The sequence below is a fragment of the Rhodococcus sp. NPDC047139 genome (genome assembly GCF_040643435.1).
Classification (GTDB): Bacteria; Actinomycetota; Actinomycetes; order Mycobacteriales; family Mycobacteriaceae; genus Rhodococcus.
Map to the genome: position 1 here is coordinate 100,321 of NZ_JBEYUH010000015.1, position 20,150 is coordinate 120,470.

General features: G+C 66.4%; 20 protein-coding genes, 1 pseudogene and 1 riboswitch. Of the genes and pseudogenes, 18 read left to right on the top strand and 3 right to left on the bottom strand.

Translation table 11 applies throughout. From position 1 onward, the window contains the following. The first annotated feature begins 27 nt into the window (after nucleotides 1–27). Together purT and ABZ789_RS18255 are read left to right on the top strand one after the other, a co-directional pair. The gene (gene purT / locus ABZ789_RS18250; RefSeq protein WP_358426474.1) at nucleotides 28–1,233 is read left to right on the top strand and encodes a formate-dependent phosphoribosylglycinamide formyltransferase; all 1,206 of its coding nucleotides are present in this window, start codon (nucleotides 28–30) and stop codon (nucleotides 1,231–1,233) included. Beyond that, nucleotides 1,230–1,712, top strand: a complete 483-nt coding sequence (locus ABZ789_RS18255) for a DUF456 domain-containing protein (protein ID WP_358426477.1) — start codon at nucleotides 1,230–1,232, stop codon at nucleotides 1,710–1,712. The genes purT and ABZ789_RS18255 overlap by 4 nt, the downstream gene beginning before the upstream one ends. 166 nt (nucleotides 1,713–1,878) lie before the next feature. On the opposite strand, the gene ABZ789_RS18260 is transcribed toward ABZ789_RS18255, so the two are convergent. Next, a complete protein-coding gene (locus ABZ789_RS18260; protein ID WP_358426480.1) occupies nucleotides 1,879–2,712 on the bottom strand; it encodes a helix-turn-helix transcriptional regulator in 834 nt (277 codons plus the stop codon). Nucleotides 2,713–2,812: 100 nt separating this feature from the next. Between ABZ789_RS18260 and ABZ789_RS18265 the strand changes: the two genes are divergently transcribed. The 7 genes and pseudogenes from ABZ789_RS18265 (at nucleotide 2,813) to ABZ789_RS18295 (ending at nucleotide 8,295) form a co-directional block, all read left to right on the top strand. Further along, on the top strand, nucleotides 2,813–3,574 hold the full coding sequence (locus tag ABZ789_RS18265) for an SDR family oxidoreductase (RefSeq protein ID WP_358426482.1): 762 nt from the start codon (nucleotides 2,813–2,815) through the stop codon (nucleotides 3,572–3,574). A gap of 12 nt (nucleotides 3,575–3,586) precedes the next feature. After that, nucleotides 3,587–3,847: pseudogene (locus tag ABZ789_RS18270) on the top strand (DUF456 domain-containing protein); the annotation flags it as partial. Between the two features lie 185 nt (nucleotides 3,848–4,032). Next, nucleotides 4,033–4,845, top strand: coding sequence for a TauD/TfdA family dioxygenase (locus tag ABZ789_RS18275; protein WP_358426484.1), 813 nt, complete (start codon nucleotides 4,033–4,035; stop codon nucleotides 4,843–4,845). An 8-nt stretch (nucleotides 4,846–4,853) separates the two neighbouring features. After that, nucleotides 4,854–5,690 (top strand): ABC transporter ATP-binding protein, encoded by an 837-nt coding sequence (locus tag ABZ789_RS18280; protein ID WP_358426487.1) that lies wholly within the window; start codon nucleotides 4,854–4,856, stop codon nucleotides 5,688–5,690. After that, the gene (locus ABZ789_RS18285; RefSeq protein WP_358426490.1) at nucleotides 5,687–6,457 is read left to right on the top strand and encodes an ABC transporter permease subunit; all 771 of its coding nucleotides are present in this window, start codon (nucleotides 5,687–5,689) and stop codon (nucleotides 6,455–6,457) included. The genes ABZ789_RS18280 and ABZ789_RS18285 overlap by 4 nt, the downstream gene beginning before the upstream one ends. After that, a complete protein-coding gene (locus ABZ789_RS18290) occupies nucleotides 6,454–7,200 on the top strand; it encodes an ABC transporter permease subunit (protein WP_358426493.1) in 747 nt (248 codons plus the stop codon). The genes ABZ789_RS18285 and ABZ789_RS18290 overlap by 4 nt, the downstream gene beginning before the upstream one ends. 39 nt (nucleotides 7,201–7,239) lie before the next feature. Further along, on the top strand, nucleotides 7,240–8,295 hold the full coding sequence (locus tag ABZ789_RS18295; protein WP_358426496.1) for an ABC transporter substrate-binding protein: 1,056 nt from the start codon (nucleotides 7,240–7,242) through the stop codon (nucleotides 8,293–8,295). Between the two features lie 246 nt (nucleotides 8,296–8,541). Here ABZ789_RS18295 and ABZ789_RS18300 read toward each other — a convergent pair whose 3' ends face one another. Beyond that, nucleotides 8,542–9,939 (bottom strand): FAD-dependent oxidoreductase, encoded by a 1,398-nt coding sequence (locus ABZ789_RS18300; RefSeq protein WP_358426499.1) that lies wholly within the window; start codon nucleotides 9,937–9,939, stop codon nucleotides 8,542–8,544. A gap of 289 nt (nucleotides 9,940–10,228) precedes the next feature. Here ABZ789_RS18300 and ABZ789_RS18305 point away from each other — a divergent pair, with 289 nt between their 5' ends. From ABZ789_RS18305 to cobU, 7 genes are all read left to right on the top strand, one after another. After that, the gene (locus ABZ789_RS18305; protein WP_358426502.1) at nucleotides 10,229–10,675 is read left to right on the top strand and encodes a hypothetical protein; all 447 of its coding nucleotides are present in this window, start codon (nucleotides 10,229–10,231) and stop codon (nucleotides 10,673–10,675) included. Nucleotides 10,676–10,722: 47 nt separating this feature from the next. Continuing rightward, a complete protein-coding gene (locus ABZ789_RS18310; RefSeq protein ID WP_358426505.1) occupies nucleotides 10,723–11,133 on the top strand; it encodes a rhodanese-like domain-containing protein in 411 nt (136 codons plus the stop codon). Continuing rightward, nucleotides 11,130–12,353: an O-succinylhomoserine sulfhydrylase gene (locus ABZ789_RS18315; RefSeq protein ID WP_358426508.1), complete on the top strand. Its 1,224-nt coding sequence runs from the start codon at nucleotides 11,130–11,132 to the stop codon at nucleotides 12,351–12,353. Before ABZ789_RS18310 ends, ABZ789_RS18315 begins: the two co-directional genes overlap by 4 nt. A 24-nt stretch (nucleotides 12,354–12,377) precedes the next feature. After that, nucleotides 12,378–12,505: riboswitch (cobalamin riboswitch) on the top strand. A gap of 89 nt (nucleotides 12,506–12,594) precedes the next feature. Next, complete coding sequence (locus tag ABZ789_RS18320) at nucleotides 12,595–13,494, top strand: ABC transporter substrate-binding protein (RefSeq protein ID WP_358426544.1); 900 nt, start codon at nucleotides 12,595–12,597, stop codon at nucleotides 13,492–13,494. A gap of 44 nt (nucleotides 13,495–13,538) precedes the next feature. Beyond that, nucleotides 13,539–14,564, top strand: coding sequence for an iron ABC transporter permease (locus ABZ789_RS18325; RefSeq protein ID WP_358426546.1), 1,026 nt, complete (start codon nucleotides 13,539–13,541; stop codon nucleotides 14,562–14,564). Continuing rightward, nucleotides 14,561–15,373: an ABC transporter ATP-binding protein gene (locus ABZ789_RS18330; RefSeq protein ID WP_358426511.1), complete on the top strand. Its 813-nt coding sequence runs from the start codon at nucleotides 14,561–14,563 to the stop codon at nucleotides 15,371–15,373. Before ABZ789_RS18325 ends, ABZ789_RS18330 begins: the two co-directional genes overlap by 4 nt. Then, complete coding sequence (gene cobU, locus ABZ789_RS18335; protein ID WP_358426514.1) at nucleotides 15,373–16,713, top strand: bifunctional adenosylcobinamide kinase/adenosylcobinamide-phosphate guanylyltransferase; 1,341 nt, start codon at nucleotides 15,373–15,375, stop codon at nucleotides 16,711–16,713. The genes ABZ789_RS18330 and cobU overlap by 1 nt, the downstream gene beginning before the upstream one ends. Before the next feature lie 124 nt (nucleotides 16,714–16,837). On the opposite strand, the gene ABZ789_RS18340 is transcribed toward cobU, so the two are convergent. Next, complete coding sequence (locus ABZ789_RS18340; protein WP_358426517.1) at nucleotides 16,838–17,473, bottom strand: TetR/AcrR family transcriptional regulator; 636 nt, start codon at nucleotides 17,471–17,473, stop codon at nucleotides 16,838–16,840. A gap of 123 nt (nucleotides 17,474–17,596) precedes the next feature. Here ABZ789_RS18340 and ABZ789_RS18345 point away from each other — a divergent pair, with 123 nt between their 5' ends. Both ABZ789_RS18345 and ABZ789_RS18350 read left to right on the top strand, forming a co-directional pair. Then, nucleotides 17,597–18,793 carry an aromatic ring-hydroxylating dioxygenase subunit alpha gene (locus ABZ789_RS18345; protein ID WP_358426520.1) on the top strand — a complete coding sequence of 399 codons (1,197 nt, stop codon included), beginning with the start codon at nucleotides 17,597–17,599 and terminating at the stop codon, nucleotides 18,791–18,793. A 37-nt stretch (nucleotides 18,794–18,830) separates the two neighbouring features. Next, a complete protein-coding gene (locus tag ABZ789_RS18350; protein WP_358426523.1) occupies nucleotides 18,831–19,964 on the top strand; it encodes a hypothetical protein in 1,134 nt (377 codons plus the stop codon). Nucleotides 19,965–20,150: the final 186 nt, after the last annotated feature.

A 20,150-nucleotide genomic window follows, 5' to 3' on the forward strand; every position in this document is an offset into this window, starting at 1 on the left:
GCGATCGATGCCACATATAGTCCCACTATGGTCCCACCGTGTCTCGGCACTCCGCTCTCTCCGTCTGCCACCCGTGTGCTGCTCCTCGGTTCCGGTGAACTCGGCAAGGAGGTGATAATCGCGCTGCAACGACTCGGCGTCGAAGTCATCGCCGTCGACCGTTACACGAACGCGCCCGGCCAGCAGGTCGCACACCGCGCTCACACGGTGGACATGGGTGATCCCGAGGCTCTCCTGGCCATCATCGAGGCCGAGCGTCCGCACCTGGTCGTGCCGGAGATCGAGGCCATCGCCACCGACGCGCTGGCCGTGGTGGAAGAACGCGGCCTGGCCGAGGTCATCCCGACCGCCCGCGCGACCCAGCTGACCATGAACCGAGAGGGCATCCGCCGGCTCGCAGCCGAAGAACTCGGCCTGCCCACGTCGCCGTACCGGTTCGCGCAGTCCCTCGACGAGGTCCGGGCCGCCGCCGAGCAGGTCGGCTTCCCCTGCGTGATCAAGCCCGTGATGTCCTCGTCGGGCAAGGGCCAGTCGACGGTGCGCTCGGCCGACGACCTCGCCGGTGCGTGGGAGTACGCGCTCGCCGGGGGCCGCATCAACCACGGCACCGTGATCGTCGAGGGATTCGTCGATTTCGACTACGAGATCACGCAGCTCACCGTGCGGGCGATCGGCGAATCGGGCGAGGTCGAGACATATTTCTGCGATCCCATCGGACATCTGCAGCGCGACGGCGACTACGTCGAATCGTGGCAGCCGCAACCGATGAGCGCGGCCGCTCTCACCCGCGCCCGGGAGGTCGCCGAGACGGTGACCGGCGCGCTCGGTGGCCGCGGTGTGTTCGGCGTCGAGCTGTTCGTCAAGGGCGACGACGTCTACTTCTCCGAGGTGAGCCCTCGGCCGCACGACACCGGCCTGGTCACGTTGCGCACCCAGCGCTACTCCGAATTCGAACTCCACGCGCGCGCGATCCTCGGGTTGCCGGTCGACACCACGATGCTCACGCCTGGTGCGTCCGCGGTGATCTACGGCGGAGTCGACGCCACCGGCATCGTGTTCGAGGGTGTCGCCGACGCGCTGCGGGTGCCCGAGACGGACCTGCGACTGTTCGGCAAGCCCGAATCGTTCCGCCGGCGTCGGATGGGGGTCGCGGTGTCGACCGCGGCGGACATCGAGACCGCACGTGCACGCGCGACCGACGCCGCGTCACGCGTACGGCCCACTGCTTCATGAGCGCAGGCGCGGAGGTCCTCGTCGGCCTCGCCATCCTCGTCGGGCTCCTCGGTATCGTCCTGCCGATTCTGCCGGGCACGCTGCTCATCTTCGCGGCGATCGCGGTGTGGTCGTTCGTCACCGCTGGTGCCGTCGCCTGGACGGTCTTCACGATCGCTGCGCTCGCGCTCGTTGTCACCGCCGTCGTCAAGTACACCTGGCCCGGACGGCGCCTCCAGCAGGCCGGTGTGCCGAACAGGTCGCTGATGATCGGCGGACTGGTCGGCATCGTGGGGTTCTTCGTGATCCCGGTGATCGGCCTCGTACTCGGCTTCCTGCTGGGCGTGTACGTCTCGGAGGTGCAGCGGCACCGCACCCACGCCGACGCCTGGCGGTCCACCCTGGCGGCGACGAAGGCTGCGGGATTGTCGATTCTCGTGGAACTGTTCGGGGCGCTGATCGCGGCGGGAGCGTGGCTCGCCGCGGTGTTGTTCTGGTAGAGCCCAACCTCCTGCTCAGGCCGGGATCGGTGATGTTTGCGCGCTCGATCCGAGGTGTTTCGCCGTTGAAATGTGCCGCGACCTAACGTCGTTGCCATCAGCGGTTCAGCGTCGAACCCGCCGGCCCGGGAGGAGGCAGGGTTGCGCTGCGCCGTCGTCGACCGCGTCAGCGGGCGGACAGCTGCGTGCCGATGACGCGCAGCAGGTCGAGTTTGGCGGCGTCGTCGGTGCCCGGGGTGGCGGTGAAGACGAGGAGGCGATGGCCGGTCTCGGTGTCGAGCAACGTCTGGCAGTGCAGCGTCAGCTCGCCCACGTCGGGATGCGCGAAGCGCTTGGTCATCGGATGCTTCTCGGCGACCTCGTGGTCGGCCCACACGGCCGCGAACTCCGGGCTCACCCGCTGGAGTTCGGCGACGATCGCGCCCGCGCGCGAGCGGTCGCCGGTCCGCGCGTACACGGCACGCAGCTCGGCGACGAACGTGCGCCCCCGCAGGTCGTGGTCGGCGCGCGCGTACACGTCGCGCGATTCCGGCTCGGTGAACCACCGGTACACGGTGGCGCGGCGCAGTCCGCTCAGCTCCCCCGCGTCGCCGAGGAGCGCACGGGCGGGGTCGGTCTGGGCGAGGGTTTCCCCCAGCTCGGTCACGACCTGCGCGGGGGTGTCGGTGAGACGCTCGAGGATCCGCTGCATCCCGGGTGAGACGTGCAGATCTGCCGTGACCCGCTCGGGAGCGGCGTGCCCGCCCAACCGGAACAGATGGTCGCGCTCGGCGCGGTCGAGGTGCAGAGCGCGGGCCAGGGCAGCGAGGATCTGCACGGACGGCTGCGGTCCCCGCGACTGCTCGAGCCGGTTGAGGTAGTCCGTCGACATGCCCGCCAGCACGGCGACCTCTTCCCGCCGCAGCCCGGGCGTGCGCCGTCGGGGACCGCGCGGCAGTCCGACGTCTTCGGGCTGCAGCGCTTCGCGGCGCTTGCGCAGGAACTCGGCCAGCTGATGCATGCTCTCATCCTCCTCGTGTGCGCGGCGCCGAGCCAGGTATCCGCGATCCCTCGATCGCTGCGGCCTGGATGTGAGGACGGATGCGGCGGAGCCTGAGGGCATGACCGACGAACGCATCATCCTCATCACCGGCGGCTCGCGTGGGCTGGGCCGCGCCGCCGCCCTCGCCCTCGCCGACGGCGGCGACGACATCGTGCTCACCTACCGCAGCGATGCGGATGCAGCAGCCGCCGTGGTCGCCGAAGTCCGCGCGCGAGGACGGCGGGCTGTGGCTCTCGCGCTGGACACCACCGCCCCCGACACCTTCGCCGAGTTCGCGGAGCTGCTGCGCGAGACCCTCGACACCCAGTGGGCCCGCGGCACCTTCGACGTTCTGGTGAACAACGCCGGTTACGGCGGTGCCGCACCCGTGGGGGCCTTCGACCGAGACGGCATCGACCGCCTCGTCTCCGTGCACTTCACGGGTGTCGTGCTGCTGACCCAGCAGCTGTTGCCCGCGCTGGCGGACGGCGGCCGCATTCTCAACGTGTCCACGGGGCTGACCCGCTTCGCCGCGCCCGGCATGGCGATGTACGCGGCGGTCAAGAGCGCGGTGGAGACCTTCACGGTGTACCTCGCGCAAGATCTGGGCGCCCGCGGCATCGCCGTGAACGTTATCGCGCCGGGAGCGACCGCCACTGACTTCGGCGGGGGCGCAGTGCGCGACGACGAGCGATATCGCGCCGTGCTGCTGCCGACGGTCGCGATGGGCCGCATCGGCGAGCCCGACGACATCGGGGCGGCCGTCGCCGCGATCCTCGATCCCCGGATGGCGTGGGTCACCGGTCAGCGGATCGAGGCCTCCGGCGGCCAGCGCCTGTGACGGCGGGCTGAGCGGAGCGGCGTTCTCTTCGCGGCACTGATGATCGGCGGCCTGGTCGGCATCGTGGGGTTCTTCGTGATCCCGGTGATCGGCCTCGTACTCGGCTTCCTGCTGGGCGTGTACGTCTCGGAGGTGCAGCGGCACCTCACCCACGCCGGCGCGTGGCGTTCCACCGTGGCGGCGACCAAGGCTGCGGGATTGTCGATCCTCGTGGAACTGTTCGGGGCGCTGATCGCGGCGGGAGCGTGGCTCGCCGCGGTGCTGTTCTGGTAGCAGACCACCTCGTCCTCCGATCGGAAGCGTCGATGTTTACGCGCCCGATCCGAGGTGTTACGCCGTTGAAATGTGCCGGGGCCTAACGTCGTTGCCATCAGCGGTTCAATGTCGAACCCACCGACAGTCACGTCGCTTCCATCGGAGGTGGGATGTTCTCGTCACGATCGACAGAAGCCGCTGTAGTGCCCGAACGGATCGACACGCCGATACAGGCACGCGCCGTGATCGAGGCGGACGGAGCTGCCGTAGTCGGAGGGATTCACACCGAGGAGCAAGCGCTCGATTTCGCGTCGAAAGTATTGGGTGACAAGCTGGTACGTCTCGGTCGGCAGTTCGAGGCGAGTATGCGTAATCACGAGCGTGAAGCCGCTGTCGTCGATGCGCAGCCCGTCGACGGGCGCGGACGGAAGCGCTCGTTCGGAAAACCGGGCGAACGAATGACCGCGCACAACGACGGTTTCGCTTTCGGCGACTACGCTCCCGATTATCTGTTCCTGTGGTGCAAACGCCCCGCAGTGTCGGGCGGTGACTCCTTCCTCATCGATGCGTGGAAGCTGTCCGAACTGCTCGCGGCCGACCCCGCGACGGCCGACCTCGCCGAATTCTGCCGGAGCGTCGACATCGACCATTCGGAACCGAACTTTCCTCAGGGCACGTACTCACCCATCGTGCGCACCGTGGCCAGTGGCCGTGTGCAAGCCCGGTACCACCCGTATCTCGTTCCCGTGCCGGGTTCGACGCGGCCCGAGGACGCGGCGATGATCGAACGCTGGAGCGACACTGTGCTGCACGTCCGCGACAACGGGCCGATGTTCCGCGCGGCTGCCGGCGACATGATCTGCCTCGACAACTACCGGCTGCTGCACGGACGCGACGGATACACCGATCCGGCGAGGGAGCTCTACTCGATCTGGGGCTGGACGACCGACGCGGTGGCTGTGCCGGCGAAACAACTCGACATCGTCGTACCCGATCTCGCGGCGCTGGCCGGCTGAGCCCCGCCATGGGTGCCGCCCTGCACCGCGGAACGGCATACGCGGAGGCCGCAACGAAAGTCGCCGACAGGCAACCCACGGCCGCCATCGAGCTGAAGGCTGTCTCCAAGGCGTACCCGCTCGGCCGGCGTCGCGGCGACCTCACCGCCGTCGAAGCGTTCGATCTCACCGTTGAGCGAGGTGAATTCGTCGCGCTGCTCGGCCCGTCCGGATGCGGCAAATCCACAGTGCTGCGCCTGCTCGCCGGTCTCGAAGAACCCACTGGGGGAACCGTTCTGATCGAGGGTAAGGGACCCGCCGATCTCGTGGCCTCGCGCAGGCTCGGTGTCGCATTCCAGGAACACGCGCTGATGCCGTGGTCGGATGTGTGGCACAACATCGCGTTGCCGTTCCGCATCGCCGGACGCGCCGTCGACTCCGATCGCGTTGCCGAACTCATCGAACTCGTGGGGCTCAGCGGTTTCGAGAAGGCGCTGCCGAAGCAGTTGTCCGGGGGGATGCGCCAGCGTGTGGCCATCGCCCGGGCGCTCGCCCTCGATCCCGACGTGCTGCTCCTGGACGAACCGTTCGGGGCGCTCGATGCGGTCACGCGCCGGCGGATGAACTTCGAACTCGCGCGCATCTGGGCGGATGCGGGCTCCACGACGGTACTGGTGACCCACGACGTCGCGGAAGCCGTTCTGCTCGCCGACCGGATCGTGGTGCTCACCGGCCGGCCGGGGCGGGTACGGCACCTCGAGCACGTCGAGCTTGCCCGGCCCCGCCCGGCGGAAGTGACTCGCGACGCCACGTTCCACGAGATCGTCGACCGGCTCACCGCGTTGCTCGACGGACCCGCGACGTGATCCCGGTTTCCGTCCGCGCAGTCCGTCTTCCGGCTGTGGCCTCGAACATCGCCGGCGGCGCTGCACTGCTCGTGCTGTTCGAGATGATCGGCCGCCTGCAGTTGTTCGGGAAGAACTGGCCACCGCTCACCGAGGTCGTCGCATACGTGGCAGGCAGCGACAGCGTGCAAGCGACGCTCCTGCGGGCGTTCGGTGCCACCGCCATGTCGGCACTGACGGGTTTCGTACTGGGGACGATCGTGGGCGGGGCGCTCGCATGCGTCACCGTGGTGGCGCGGTGGACCGCGCCGGGCCTCGACCGACTCGCCACGATTGTGCATGCGGTACCGCTCATCGCGATCGCGCCGCTTCTGGTCAGTACGGTCGGGCGCGTCCACACCGCGACGGTCGTCGCCGCCATGGGTGCCGGATTCGCGATCTTCGTCGCGACCTCCGCGGGGTTGGCGTCGGTACCGGCAGCGCAATCCGATGTACACGCCGCGCTGGGGTCGTCCCGGTGGTCGCGGCTGCGGTTCCTGCAACTCCCGCACACCGCGCCGCTGGTGACGGACGGAGCCGGGCTGGCCGTGACGGCCGCCGTCCTCGGGGCGGTGCTCGGTGAATGGTTCGGTGCGCCCAAAGGACTCGGAGTGCTGCTGGTCAGCGCGATGAACAACTATCAGATTCCGCTGCTGTGGGCGGCGGCCATCGGATGTGTGATGTTGTCACTGGCGGCGTACACCGCCGTCCGGATAGTGGCGATTCCGGTGCACCGGAGGTTTTCGTGAGCGCCGTGCGTGCCGCCGTGGTGCGGTACTGGATTCTGCCCGTCCTGCTGTTCGTATGGTGGGCCGTGGTCGCCGTCAACGACTTCAACCAGATCGTGATGCCCTACCCACAGGACGTGTTCGCCGCGATCGTCCGGGATCGGGACGCGTATGTCACCGCGCTGCTACCGACGCTCGGCCTGTCCCTGGGCGGGCTCGCCGCAGGTCTTCTGGCAGGGGGAACCTGCGCTGTGCTGGTGTGGTCGTCCCGCCTCGTCGCGGGAGTGCTCACGCCGATGGCATTGCTTCTCAACTCGGTGCCCGTCGTGGCGATGATCCCCGTGCTCGCCCGTGTGCTCGGGTACGGACAGCTCACGGTCTTCGTCGTCACCGCCATCATCTGCTTTCTGCCCGCCTTCGTGTTCGTCGGCGCCAGACTGGCCACTCCACCGGCATCGCTCGGCGATGTGTACACGGTCCTCGGGGCGAACAAAGCGGTGCGGTTGACGCGGTTGCTGCTTCCACACGCACTGCCGGGACTCCTCGTCGCCCTGCGGGTGAGCGCACCGACCGCGGTACTGGCCGTGCTGCTGGGCCAATACCTCATGGGCGCAGTCGGTCTCGGGAAGATGTTCTCCAGTTCCATCACCTACAGCCAGAACCAGCAGGCGTGGGGCGTCGCCGTGGTAGCCACGGTGGTCTCCACAACTCTGTTCTTCGCGGCACGTGCCGTGGCCGACCGGGCCGTTGCCCGGTTGACCTGACCGATCGCCTCCTCACTTCGACCCTCATCAGGAGCCTTCATGTCCGCTCATCCTTTCACCCGCGCAGGCCTGAGCCGTCGCACCTTCCTGCGCGGGACCGCTGTCGGTGCTCTCGGATTCGCTACCGCAGGCACCCTCGCCGCATGTGGATCGGGTGACGCCGCAAGCGATTCCGACACTGTGCGAGTCGCATTCGGCTGGATTCTCAACACCGAATTCGGCGGATATTACATCGCGGACGACAAGGGCTACTACGCCGAAGAAGGGCTCACCGTCGAATTCCAAGGGGGCGGACCGAACTCGCCCACTCCCATGCAGGCCGTCGCTGCGGGGTCCGCGGACATCGGTGTCGCAGCCGGTGCGCCCGACCTGTACACCGCGATCGGTCAGGGCAACGACTTCGTGGCGCTCGGCGCCCAGTTCCAGGTGTCACCCGCAGGACTGTTGTCGTTGTCCGGCAAACCGATTCGGACTCCGCAAGACCTCGCGACTGCCCGCATCCTCGGTCAGGAAGGCATTCAGACCACCCTCGACGCGGTGCTTATCGGAGCCGGACTCGACCCGGTGTACGACTTCACTCCGGTCGGATTCGACCCGAGTCCGCTGATCGAGGGCCAGGGCGACTGCTACACGTGTTTCGTCACCAACCAGCCGATCACCCTCGAGCAGCAGTACGGCCTGCGGAAGGGTGATGGGTACGAGGTGGTTACCTTCGCCGAACTCGGTTCGACGCAATACGCCGACGTCGTGTTCGTCGAGCGCGCCGCCCTCGACGGGAACCGCGACAAGATCGTGCGATTCATGCGCGCGACCATGCGTGGCTGGCAGGACTACCTCGCCGATCCTGTGTCCGCGGCACAACTCGCGGTCGGGAAGTACGGTGTCGACCTGGGGCTGGAGGAAGCGCAGCAGGTTCGCCAGGCAGAGCTTCAGGTGCCGCTCATCGAGAGCCCGAGCGGACTCTTCTCGATGGATGTGGCCCAGATGGAGGGGCCCATGTGGAATGCGCTCACGCTCGGCGGTTACGAGAACCTGCCCGAGCCGTCATCTTTCGTCGACCTCGCGGTGGTGGCAGAGGCACGTTCGCCCCAGTGAGGAACGAACGCAGCCGGCAAACGAGCTTCTCGCGTGTCGGATCGTCAGGACACCGCCGACCTGGCGTCCACGGAACGGAGTGGTGTGGACCTCACCGGCGATGGCGATCGCGCTCGGTGCGACGACGCGTCGGCCGATGCCGAGCCGGCTATGAGAAGGGTCACCGCCACATACAGCTCCGCCCGGCGACGCATATGGCGTCGCCGGGCGGAGGTCGGTCGGGCCCGGTGGCTCGGGCCGGGAAGATCAGGACTTGTGCGGCTCCGAGGCGCGGAACATGTCCTCACGTTCGACGACCTTGACCCGCTCACGGCCTTCGGCTTCGCCGAGGCTGCGCTCGTGGGCGTCGAGGCGGTACCAGCCCTGCCAGGTCGTGTACGGCAGCTGCTTGTCCTCGAGGAACTTCACGATCGCGTCCTCGGAGGGATCCTCGGGGGTGTTCAGGCGACCGGCGGCACGATCCTCGAGCAGGTTCGCCACGGTCTCGTTCGCGTCGCCCTTGGTGTGGCCGATCAAGCCCACGGGGCCACGCTTGATCCAGCCGGTGACGTAGGTGTACGGCATGAACCGGCCCTGACCCTCGGCGCTCTCGTCGGCGAGAACACGTCCGGCCTCGTTGGGGACGGTGCCGGCCTGCTCGTCGAAGGGCAGCTTGGCGATGTTCTGCGACAGGTAGCCGACTGCGCGGTAAACGGCCTGGACATCCCAGTCCTTGAACTTTCCGGTACCGCGGACGTTGCCGGTGCCGTCGAGTTCGGTGCGCTCGGTGCGCAGCCCGACGACCTTGCCGTTCTCGCCGAGGATCTCGTGCGGCGACTCGAAGAAGTGCAGGAACAGCTTGTGCGGGCGGTCTCCCACGTCGCGGATGGCCCAGTCCTGCAGGGTGTTGGCGACCATGTCGACCTGCTTGGAGTTACGACGTGCCTGCTCGGAGGCCTCGTCGTAGTCGATGTCCTCGGGATCGACGATGACCTCGATCGTGGGGGAATGGTCGAGTTCGCGAAGTTCGAGCGGCGTGAACTTGGCCTGCGCGGGGCCGCGGCGACCGAAGACGTGCACCTCGACGGCCTTGTTGTTCTTCAGGCCCTCGTAGACGTTTGGCGGGATCTCCGTGGGCAGCAGTTCGTCGCCGGTCTTGGCGAGCACACGGGCCACGTCGAGGGCGACGTTGCCGACACCGAGGACGGCAACCTTTTCGGCGTCGAGCGGCCAGGTGCGGGGAACATCGGGATGTCCGTCATACCACGACACGAAGTCGGCGGCGCCGAAGCTGCCGTCGAGGTCGATGCCGGGGATGTTCAGCGCGCGGTCCGCGTTCGCGCCGGTGGAGAAGATCACCGCATCGTAGAAACGCTGCAGGTCGTCGAGGTTGAAGTCGGTGCCGTAGTCGAGATTGCCCAGCAGGCGGATCTGTGGCTTGTCGAGCACCTTGTGCAGGGCGGTGATGATGCCCTTGATGCGCGGATGGTCGGGCGCGACACCGTAGCGGATCAGCCCGAACGGGGCCGGCATGCGCTCGAACAGGTCGATGCTGACCCCGGGATCCTGCGCAGTGTCGGACTTCATGAGTGCGTCTGCGGCGTAGATACCGGCGGGACCGGCACCGACGATCGCGACGCGAAGGGGACGAGTCTGATCGGTCATCAGGGGATCAACTACCTCTTCGGTGTGCGGACGGACATATCCAGCTTAAATTAAGGCTGCCCTCAGCGGGCTCGGCGCAGGTCGCGCGGGGATGACGGCGAATTAGGAATCATCGAGCCGTCGAGCGAATCGCTTCAGCGACAACACATGTGGGCACCCAAACGACACAGGTCGACGGCGAGGCGTCGAACGAGCTGCGTGGTGGCCATGCACAATTCCTACCTCGAGAGGGTTTTTAGGGCAAATGCTCGTGACAGGCCCCGATTCTGCTCGCACTAGGATCGGCCACATGGCCAAGCGCGGAGCACCCGAACCCGAACCCGATCCCGGTCCGGACCCGGACGGCCCCACCAGGAGCAGTGCCGGCCCGTTCCTCGGGGCACTCGCGGTCCTCGTGGCGCTCCTGCTCATCGTCTTCGGTGCACAGATCTTCTCTCCCGCGGGTGACGGTGTCTCCGAGGAGGAGATGGTGCGCCGTGCCGTCAACGACTACGTCGCCGCCCACAACGAGAACGACGAACCGATCCTCGACCGTCTGCGCTGCGGCGATCTGCCGGCCGACGAAGCGCCGCTCGCGGACGTCGACGGGCCCGTGGAGTTGCAGGCCGCCCAGAACGTCTCCGTCGACGCGGACAGGGCCACCGTGGACGTCAGGACGGGCGTCGACGGGGAGACGCAGACCGCGACGTGGCAGGTCGTGCGCGTCGACGACGTCTGGCGGATCTGCCGGTTCTGAGCGGTGCCGCGTGCACGTCCCGACTCGAACTGTGAAAACATGTCCCGGTGAGCTACGCAGGTGATATAACGCCGCAGCAGGCATGGGACCTGCTGCACAGCGATCCGGATGCCGTGCTCGTCGATGTGCGTACCGAAGCCGAGTGGAAGTACGTCGGGGTCCCGGAGACCTCGTCACTCGGTCGCCGGACCGTGTTCGTCGAGTGGGTTCGCTACCCCGACGGCGCCCCGAACCCGACCTTCGTCGAGGATCTGAGGGCTGCGGGTATCGGCAACGGGCCGGTGATCTTCCTGTGTCGCTCGGGTCAGCGCTCGATCGGTGCGGCAGTAGCCGCCACCGCCGCGGGCCTGAGCCCCGCTTACAACGTTCTCGAAGGATTCGAAGGCGCTCTCGACGGCGAAGGCCATCGCGGCGCCGACGGTTGGCGGGCCGCAGGCCTGCCGTGGAGGCAGTCGTGAGTTCCATCCCCCAGGGAGGCGCCTTCCAGCGTGCGCTTCCCGACACCGTCCGTCCCGCGACGCTCGGCGTGCGCGGCGGTACCCTCCGGTCCGGTTTCGAGGAGACCTCCGAGGCCCTCTACCTCAATTCCGGATTCGTCTACGAGTCCGCCGAAGCCGCCGAGGCCGCCTTCACCGGCGATGTCGACCATTTCGTCTACTCCCGCTACGGCAACCCGACGGTGAAGATGTTCGAGGAACGTCTGCGCCTGCTCGACGGCGCCGAGGGGGCGTTCGCCACCGCGTCCGGCATGTCCGCGGTGTTCACCGCGCTCGCGGCGCTGCTCGGCAAGGGCGACCGCCTGGTCGCGGCGCGCAGTCTGTTCGGTTCGTGCTTCGTCGTCTGCAACGAGATCCTGCCCCGCTGGGGTGTCGAGACGGTGTTCGTCGACGGTGAAGACCTCGACCAGTGGGAGAAGGCGCTGTCGGTGCCTACCACCGCGGTCTTCTTCGAGACCCCGTCGAACCCCATGCAGACCCTCGTCGACGTCCGCCGTGTCTCCGAGATGGCGCATGCTGCCGGTGCAAAGGTGGTGCTGGACAACGTCTTCGCCACTCCGCTGCTGCAGCGCAGCCTCGATCTCGGCGCCGACATCGTCGTGTACTCGGGCACCAAGCACATCGACGGCCAGGGCCGCGTGCTCGGCGGCGCGATCCTCGGGCCCAAGGACTACATCGACGGACCCGTGCAGCAACTGATCCGCCACACCGGACCGTCGCTGAGCCCGTTCAACGCGTGGACGCTGCTCAAGGGTCTCGAGACCATGCCCGTCCGGTTGCGTGCCTCGGTCGATTCGGCGCTGCGAATCGCGCAGTTCCTCGAATCGCAGGATGCCGTGCGCTGGGTCAAGTACCCCTATCTCGAATCGCACCCGCAGTACGAACTCGCGAAGTCGCAGATGAGCGGCGGTGGCACGATCATCACCTTCGAACTCGACGCCCCCGAGGGCGTCGGCAAGAAGCGTGCCTTCGAGTTGCTGAACAAGCTGCGCATCGTCGACATCTCGAACAATCTCGGCGACTCCAAGTCGTTGATCACGCATCCTGCGACCACCACGCACCGCGCGATGGGACCGGAGGGACGGGCCGCGATCGGACTGTCCGACGGTGTCGTGCGGTTGTCCGTCGGTCTCGAGGATCCCGAGGACCTGCTCGAAGATCTCCAGCAGGCGCTGTCCTGACCTGGGAAGCCGTGAGCTACGCTGCGGGTGTCCTGCCGAGTCGGTAGGACACCCGCTGCGTTTTCGGTGAAGCCGGTGAGAATCCGGCGCTGTCCCGCAACTGTGAGCCCGTCATCGGGTGAGCCAGGTCAGCCGGCGCAGGGGGTCCGTACGTACTGGTCCTCGGACGAAGGACGGTGACGTGCCGCAACGCGTCGTTGCAGCCGTACTGTTTTCGTCCTCCGAGTAACGGAGGATGGCTGTGCCCCTCGACAACAACCGTCGGCTGCTCGCCGCCGGCATCACGATATTCGCGCTGCTGACCGCAGCATGTGGCAGCGACAACCCGACGCCGACCGGCGATGGGACCTCCGAGACGTCCGCCGACGTCCCACGGGCGATCATCTCGCTGAGCCCGACCAACACCGAGATGCTCTTCGCCGTCGGTGCCGGTGACCAGGTCATCGCAGTCGACGACCAGTCCGACTATCCGGCGGGCGTGCCGGTCACGGAGCTGTCGGGCTACAACCCGAACGTCGAAGCGATTCTCGGCTACGAACCCGACCTGGTCGTCGTCAACGCAGATACCGCAGACCTTGTCGCCGGGCTCGAACAGGCCGGAGTCGAGACATTGATCCTTCCGGCCGCCGAGAACCTGGACGACACCTACGCGCAACTCGAGCAACTGGGAGCCGCCACCGGACACGTCGGCGAGGCGGCCGAGCTCGTAGCGCAGATGAAGACGGACATCGACGAGATTCTCGCCGGTCTGCCCGAGCGGGAGACCCCGCTGACCTACTACCACGAGCTCGACGACAGCTTCTACACCGTCACCGACGACACCTACATCGGCGAGATCTACTCGATGCTGGGGCTGACCTCGATCGCGACCGGCGGCAACGGTTACCCGCAGCTGTCGGCCGAGTACATCCTCGAGAAGAACCCCGACGTGATCTTCCTGGCCGACGGACAGTGCTGCGGCGTCACGCCCGAGGTCGTCGCAGAGCGTGCGGGATGGAACGAGCTCACCGCGGTCCGCGACGGTCATGTGTACGTCGTCGACGAGGACATCGCGAGTCGCTGGGGCCCGCGAGTGGTGGATCTGATGCGTGAGACCGCCCGGATCGTGGGCGGTATCCCCACGGCTGCGCCCACGCCTTGATCTCGCCGTTGCAACGCAGTACCCGCGCACTGTCGCACGATGGTGTGCGGGTACGGCCGCGCCATGCGCTCGTTCTGGCAGGCTCGGTGCTCCTCCTTCTCGCTGCGATGCTGGCCGGCATCCTCGTCGGTCCTGCCGGACTCACTCCGGGTGGGGTTCTCCTCGAGATCGTCGATCGGCTCCCGTTCGTCGACGTCGAGTCGGGGCTGAGTGTGCGTCAGCAGGCGATCCTGTGGAACATCCGGATGCCGCGCGTCGTGCTCGGGGTGCTGGTCGGGGCGATGCTGGCCATCGCCGGTGCGGCCTACCAAGGGGTCTTCCGCAATCCGCTCGCCGATCCCTACCTGCTCGGGGTGTCCAGCGGTGCCGGTCTCGGCGCCACCCTCGCCATCGTCGTGGGCGGCGCGGCCGGGTTCGCCGGTGTCCCCGTCGCGGCGTTCGCCGGCGGACTGCTCGCAGTCGGCGCGACCTATTCGCTCGGCCGCACGGTCGGCGGAAGCCGGTCGGAAGTCGTCATCATCCTCGCCGGAGTTGCTGTCGCAGCATTCACCAACGCGGTCCAGACGTTCTTCATGCAGGTGCACGAGGACACCCTGCGGCAGGTGTACTCGTGGATGCTCGGGCGCCTGTCCACCGACGGCTGGTCCGACGTCGTGGTGGTCCTGCCGTACGTCGTGGTCACCGTCGCGATCATCGCGCTGCACAGGCGCACACTCGATGTCATGGCGGTCGGCGACGTCGAAGCCGCGAGCCTCGGGATCAACCCGGCGCGCGTACGGCTGCTACTGGTGTGTGTCGCGACGCTCGGAACCGCTGCCGTCGTCTCCGCGAGCGGTCTTATCGGTTTCGTGGGCATCGTCGTGCCCCACGCCGTACGGCTGCTCGTCGGACCCGGCCACCGGCTCCTGCTGCCGCTGTCGCTGCTGGTGGGCGCATCCTTCCTCGTCCTCGCGGACGTCCTGGCCCGCACCGTCATGTCGCCCGCCGAACTGCCCATCGGCGTCGTGACGGCGGCGATCGGCGCGCCCTTCTTTCTCGTCGTGCTCAGACGTAGCCGAGGTGTCCGATGAAAAGCGATGTCCTCACCACCGGGACCGTGACGGTCTCGTGCCGGCAACTCAGTGCCGAACGCGGCGGTGTCGAGGTTCTGCACGGGGTGGACCTGAACGTCACCGCGGGATCGTGGGTATCGCTGGTCGGACCCAACGGGTCGGGTAAGACCACTCTCCTGCACGTCCTCGCAGGTCTCGTGCCGGCCACCGGTCACCTGCAGGTCGCCGACGTCGCACCGGGGCGCGCCGGACGTCGGGACATGGCACGCGCGGTCGCGCTGATGCCGCAACGCCCGGTGGTGCCGGAAGGCGTCACCGTCCGGGAACTGATCCACCTCGGCCGCACCCCGCACATTCCGCGCTTCGGTTCCGAGACCGCACACGACCGCGAGGTGGTGGACCGCGTCGTCGAACGGCTCGAGCTCGAAGCGTTCGCCCCGCGCCTCGCCACCGAACTGTCCGGCGGTGAACTGCAGCGCGTCGTGCTCGCGCGCGCTCTCGCCCAGCAACCGCGGGTGCTGCTCCTCGACGAACCCACCAGCGCACTCGACATCGGGCACCAGCAACAGGTGCTCGAACTCGTCGACTCGATGCGCACCGAAGGCGACCTCACTGTCATCGCCGCGATGCACGATCTGACCTCCGCCGCGCAGTACGGGGAACGGCTCGTACTCCTCGATCGCGGACACGTCGTCGCCGACGGAGCTCCCGACGACGTGCTCACCGCCGACCGCATCGCGCAGGTCTACGGTGCCCGCGTCGAGATTCTCGACCGGCCGGGAGGTCGTGCCGTAATCCCGCTCCGCGACAGTGCGAAGGAGTACTGATGGAGGTCGTGCTGCTGGGCACCGGTGCAGCGGACGGATGGCCGAATCCGTTCTGCACGTGCGTATCCTGTGTGGACGCCGCACGCCGCGGAGAAATACGCGGACAGACCGCCGCGCTCGTCGACGACGTGCTGCTGCTCGATTGCGGCCCGGAGACGCCACGCGCTGCGGTGAGGTACGGCAGGTCGCTCGTGAACGTGCGGCACGTCCTCCTGACGCATGCGCACGCCGATCACCTGGGGCCGCAGGCGTTGCTGTTCCGATCGTGGGTCGAAGGGAGCGCCGAACTCGAGGTGATCGGTCCTGCCGACGCGCTCGACGTGTGCCGCCCGTGGGTGGGTCCGGACGATCCGGTGCGTTTCGTGCCCGTCGAGGCCGGGGATTCGGTCACCGCCGGTGGGTATTCGGTGCGCGTTCTCCCCGCTCGGCACAAGGTGTTCCGCGACGGTGACGCAGTCCTGTACGACCTGTCGGGGCCGGATGGCACACGATTGCTGTGGGCGTGCGACACGGGGATGTGGCCGCACGAATGGTTCGACGCCGTGCGCGGCGCACGGTTCGATGCGGTGTTCCTCGAGGAAACCTTCGGTGACCGTCCCCGGCTGTCCGACGGTCACCTCGGGCTTCCCGAGTTCGGTGCGATGGTGGACGGCTTGCGCAGTGCGAGTGCCGTCACGGCAGACACCGATGTGGTCGCCGTTCATCTCGGGCATCACAACCCGCCCATCGAAGTTCTTCGGGATCGGTTGCGACCATTAGGTTCTCGTCCCGGAAGGGATGGTGAGGTGGTGTACGTGGGCGGCGGGACGTCAGCCGCATCGCATCGCACGCTGGTGCTCGGTGGAGTGCGTTCGGGCAAGTCGCGGCACGCGGAGGAATTGCTCGCGTCGTATCCGTCCGTTATCTATGTCGCCACCGGCGGCAACCGGGTCGACGACGAGGAGTGGGCGAAACGTGTTGCTCTCCACCGGGAAAGACGTCCGGACTCCTGGTCGACAGTCGAGACGGTCGATGTCGCCGAGGTGTTGCGCGCCGCCACGGAGCCGCTCCTGATCGATTGCCTCGGGACATGGTTGACCGCGAGGCTGGATCGCCACGCCGTCTGGGAGGGTGGCGACACCGGCCCCGTCGACGCCGACGTGGACGAGCTGATTGCGGCGTGGCGGAAGTGTGCGGTGCCGGTGGTCGCTGTGAGCAACGAGGTCGGCAGTGGCGTGGTCCCCGCGACAGCCTCGGGGCGGTTGTTCCGCGACCTGCTCGGCCGGCTCAATGCAAAAGTGGCAGAAGCGAGCGAGTCGACGGTGCTCGTGGTCGCCGGAATTCCACTCTCGCTGAAATAGAGTATTTCTGTATTTCCGTACTGGTAACCCTGCATATTCGATCCCTGCATATTCCGATATGGACGCCACAACGTTGTAAATGCCTGCCACGCAACTCGTTCGGTGCTCAGTGACGCTCCGATTTTCAGGACTGAACTCGGGCCACCGACGTGGACGTCGAATTCTTCGCCTCGATGGCCGTTCCAACCCACCGATGCAGAAATGCGCGTAGCTCTTTTGGGGGACGAGGAGGGTCGCCCGGGTCGACGAGGAGTGACTGGACGAACCGGAGCATGACTTCGACGAGCTCATTCATGTCGGCGTCCGTCCATCCATGTCCGGCCCAATCGATCGGAAGGTGGTCGACGATCACGCGTCCTGTGGCGATGGACCGCGTAGCGGTGACCTCGGCGGTGAGTTCTGTGTTGTCCGGTTGAACGAACAGCAGGGCGAATCGGCGATTATCTTGAAGGCGCTCGAAGGTTAGGGCGACTGCCTCGACTATCGCGTGGGAAGGTTCGGTGAGACCTTCAAGTGACTGCGCCAAGTCGTCGAGGAACTCGTTGGTGGCGTGTTGAGCTGTCGCGATGAGCAGCGCTTGACTGTTGGGAAAGTACCGGTAGACGGTCTGGCGAGCGATGCCCAGCTTCTGTGCGACCTGACGGATGTTCACATCGGTTGCACCCGACTCCATCAGCTCTCCGGCGGCGGCGATGATGCGGTTCGCAGCCTCGTCGTCGTCGGCCGGGGGAATAAGGCCGGCCCATCCATGTGTACGCACCTGTCCATTGTGTCGTGCTCGTCGATCCTAGTGGCGTATTGGATCGGGGACGCGAACGACTAGACATAGAACGTGTTTCATGTATTGTCATCGACAAGGGCACTGGTGACGAGAGGACCTGGCATGACGACGTTCGAGAACCCCACACCGAGCACGGGACCGACCCCCAGTCCGTTCGGAGTTGAGCTGACTCGACGAGCATTGGACTTGGCAGTTGCAAACACCACGGACATGGCCGAGTCGACACTGCGGGTGCCCCTGTCGTATTACCGCGATGACAAGATCGCCGAGTACGAACGGAACCAACTGTTGAGGGAGACGCCGCTTGCTCTGCTGGCATCAGCTCAGATCCCGAAGAATCATGACTATGTCGTGCGCACGGTGCTCGACGATTCGTTGCTGATCACCCGTGACCGTGACGGGCAGGCTCACGTCTTCTTGAACTACTGCCGCCACCGTGGCGCGATGCCGGCTTGCGGGGCAGGGAACAGCCGACGATTCACATGCCCGTACCACGCATGGGTTTACGACAACAATGGACAGCTGCGCGGGATTCCGGGCAAGGCAGGGTTCGACGACGTCAATCGAGACGAATACGGTCTGGTCGAGCTACCCAGCGAGGAACGTCACGGATTCATCTGGGGTGTCCTCAATGCCGATGCGCCAATGGATCTGGACACGCACCTGGGTGAGTGCGGTGCCGAACTCGCACGGTGGAACTATCAGGACTACCAGTACCACGACGAGCGATCCCTGAACTCCGCCGTCAGCTGGAAGGGTGCGCTCGAAGCCTTCGCCGAGGGTTACCACTTTCCATTCGTCCACGGCAACAGCGTCATCGGCCAGAACACCATCGCGAACACCCACGTCTACGACGAGTTCGGCCCGCACCACCGTATCGGCTTCCCGTTCAACTGGGTTCGGGACCTCGAGGGTATGGAGGAAGACGACTCGTGGGATGACCCGACTGCGCAGATGGGCATCATCTATTGGGTTTATCCCAACCTCATCCTGGCCAACAGTCCTGTAGGAGTCGAGGTCATCGACATTTTGCCGGGTGATTCGGCCACGAGTTGCGTTGTGCGGCACAGTTGGATGGCGAAGTACCCTGCGGAGAGTCCTGAGCAGGTGGAGATGTATGCCGGCATATTCGCAGAGGTTCATGCCGCTGTTCGGGACGAAGACTTCGCGATGCTCCCTCAGTGCGGTGAAGGAGTGCGCCGCGGGCAGCATGACCACATGGCCATCGGGCGCAACGAAATCGGCGTGCAGCACATGATCCGGGTGATGGCGGACAAGATCGGGATCTCTCTGACATGACCACTGATGTCGCGTCGGCACCGGGGGAGGGATAGGGATGAGCGCAGTCGACTGGGGTCGCCTGGAAGGTGATCTCACCGAGGAGATCGTCTCTGCGGTCCGGGAAGTCACGACGCGGCCTGCGGGGTCGGCGGTGTACGGCGCTGCGCTGACCGATACTCATGCGCGGGACATGCTGTTCCTGTGGCCAGCCATCCGGGTGGGCACAGGCGTACCGGATCACGCTGTGGCTGATCGGGGATGGGACGTCGATAGTTGGCCGGTGCAGGTCGACTGGTCAAGCACGGGTGACAAGTGGGCTGAGACGCTGACCGCTTCCGTTGGTCTTGGTGACTACCTCTGGGATTCGGTCACCGTCCGGTTCCGCGAGAGTCTGGTGAGCGCATCCCGCCGCGCGACCCGAGCGTTGATCAGATCTGGTGCGGTCAACGAAGCGTTCGCGGTCGTAGTCCACGATCCGGATGATCCCGTTGCCGCGATGAGGAATTCACTCACCGTCGAGCAACTTGCAACGCTGTTCCCGGAGCTGTACCGGCTTGCGGAGATCGAGGACCAACTTTCTCGACTGTCGGAGCCTGAACAAGTCGAGCAGCTGGTCGAGATGCTCGTACATGCCGATTCCCGCGAACAACATCGCCTGGCGCACCGTCTGTTGGTTGCCGCCGGACCGATGGGTGTTTCACGCGTTGTCGCCGCGCTGGGCCTGCTTCCTTCGGGGGCGGCCGCGTCGGGTGGCATCGATCGCGTTCTTGACGTCCTGCTCGCGATCGGCGAGGTTGACGATCAGGCCGCCGAGCGAATCCTTGCGTTTGCAAAGGTCCCGACGACAACGACGGAGGTTCGAGCGCGTGCCGTGTCCGTGCTGAGTGCCGGCGGCCAGGCCTGTAGAGCAATGAACCTCCTCGCTGATCTGCCGGAAAATCTGGCAGGCAGGGCGGTGAGTGCTCCGTACGTCGATGGCGAGCGAAGGTGTCAGCTCGACTACGCACCGATTCGTGAAGTTCTCGCTATGCGCCCGGAGCTGGACGAAGTGATGGCTGCAGAACTCACGTCCGATCGGATCCAGGACATAGGGCACGAAGACCTACGAACAGCTGCGGATGCGCTGGACTCACCGTCGCGCTTCATCAGGCGGCACGCGTCGATCGTGCTGCTTTCGTCTCACCTGTAGGACTGTCGATGTCGGCTGACATCGCAGTTGGGAGGAATGACGCCAACCGGGGGGTCGGTGACCTGCATCAATGATTGCGGAGATGATCTATCTGTCGGCTCCGGTTGAAGGTTGAGCAGGTATTCCGGTCGAAAAGTGAGCACTCCACTCGACGATTGAGGAGTGATCACTGTGGAGGACTGGGCG

Excerpts from the sequence above, each read along its gene's own strand:
- ABZ789_RS18300 (WP_358426499.1), bottom strand. The coding sequence starts at position 9,939 with ATGACCGATCAGACTCGTCCCCTTCGCGTCGCGATCGTCGGTGCCGGT.
- ABZ789_RS18305 (WP_358426502.1), top strand. The coding sequence starts at position 10,229 with ATGGCCAAGCGCGGAGCACCCGAACCCGAACCCGATCCCGGTCCGGAC.
- ABZ789_RS18330 (WP_358426511.1), top strand. The coding sequence starts at position 14,561 with ATGAAAAGCGATGTCCTCACCACCGGGACCGTGACGGTCTCGTGCCGG.
- ABZ789_RS18265 (WP_358426482.1), top strand. The coding sequence starts at position 2,813 with ATGACCGACGAACGCATCATCCTCATCACCGGCGGCTCGCGTGGGCTG.
- ABZ789_RS18345 (WP_358426520.1), top strand. The coding sequence starts at position 17,597 with ATGACGACGTTCGAGAACCCCACACCGAGCACGGGACCGACCCCCAGT.
- purT (WP_358426474.1), top strand. The coding sequence starts at position 28 with ATGGTCCCACCGTGTCTCGGCACTCCGCTCTCTCCGTCTGCCACCCGT.
- ABZ789_RS18280 (WP_358426487.1), top strand. The coding sequence starts at position 4,854 with ATGGGTGCCGCCCTGCACCGCGGAACGGCATACGCGGAGGCCGCAACG.
- ABZ789_RS18295 (WP_358426496.1), top strand. The coding sequence starts at position 7,240 with ATGTCCGCTCATCCTTTCACCCGCGCAGGCCTGAGCCGTCGCACCTTC.
- ABZ789_RS18350 (WP_358426523.1), top strand. The coding sequence starts at position 18,831 with ATGAGCGCAGTCGACTGGGGTCGCCTGGAAGGTGATCTCACCGAGGAG.
- ABZ789_RS18260 (WP_358426480.1), bottom strand. The coding sequence starts at position 2,712 with ATGCATCAGCTGGCCGAGTTCCTGCGCAAGCGCCGCGAAGCGCTGCAG.
- cobU (WP_358426514.1), top strand. The coding sequence starts at position 15,373 with ATGGAGGTCGTGCTGCTGGGCACCGGTGCAGCGGACGGATGGCCGAAT.
- ABZ789_RS18255 (WP_358426477.1), top strand. The coding sequence starts at position 1,230 with ATGAGCGCAGGCGCGGAGGTCCTCGTCGGCCTCGCCATCCTCGTCGGG.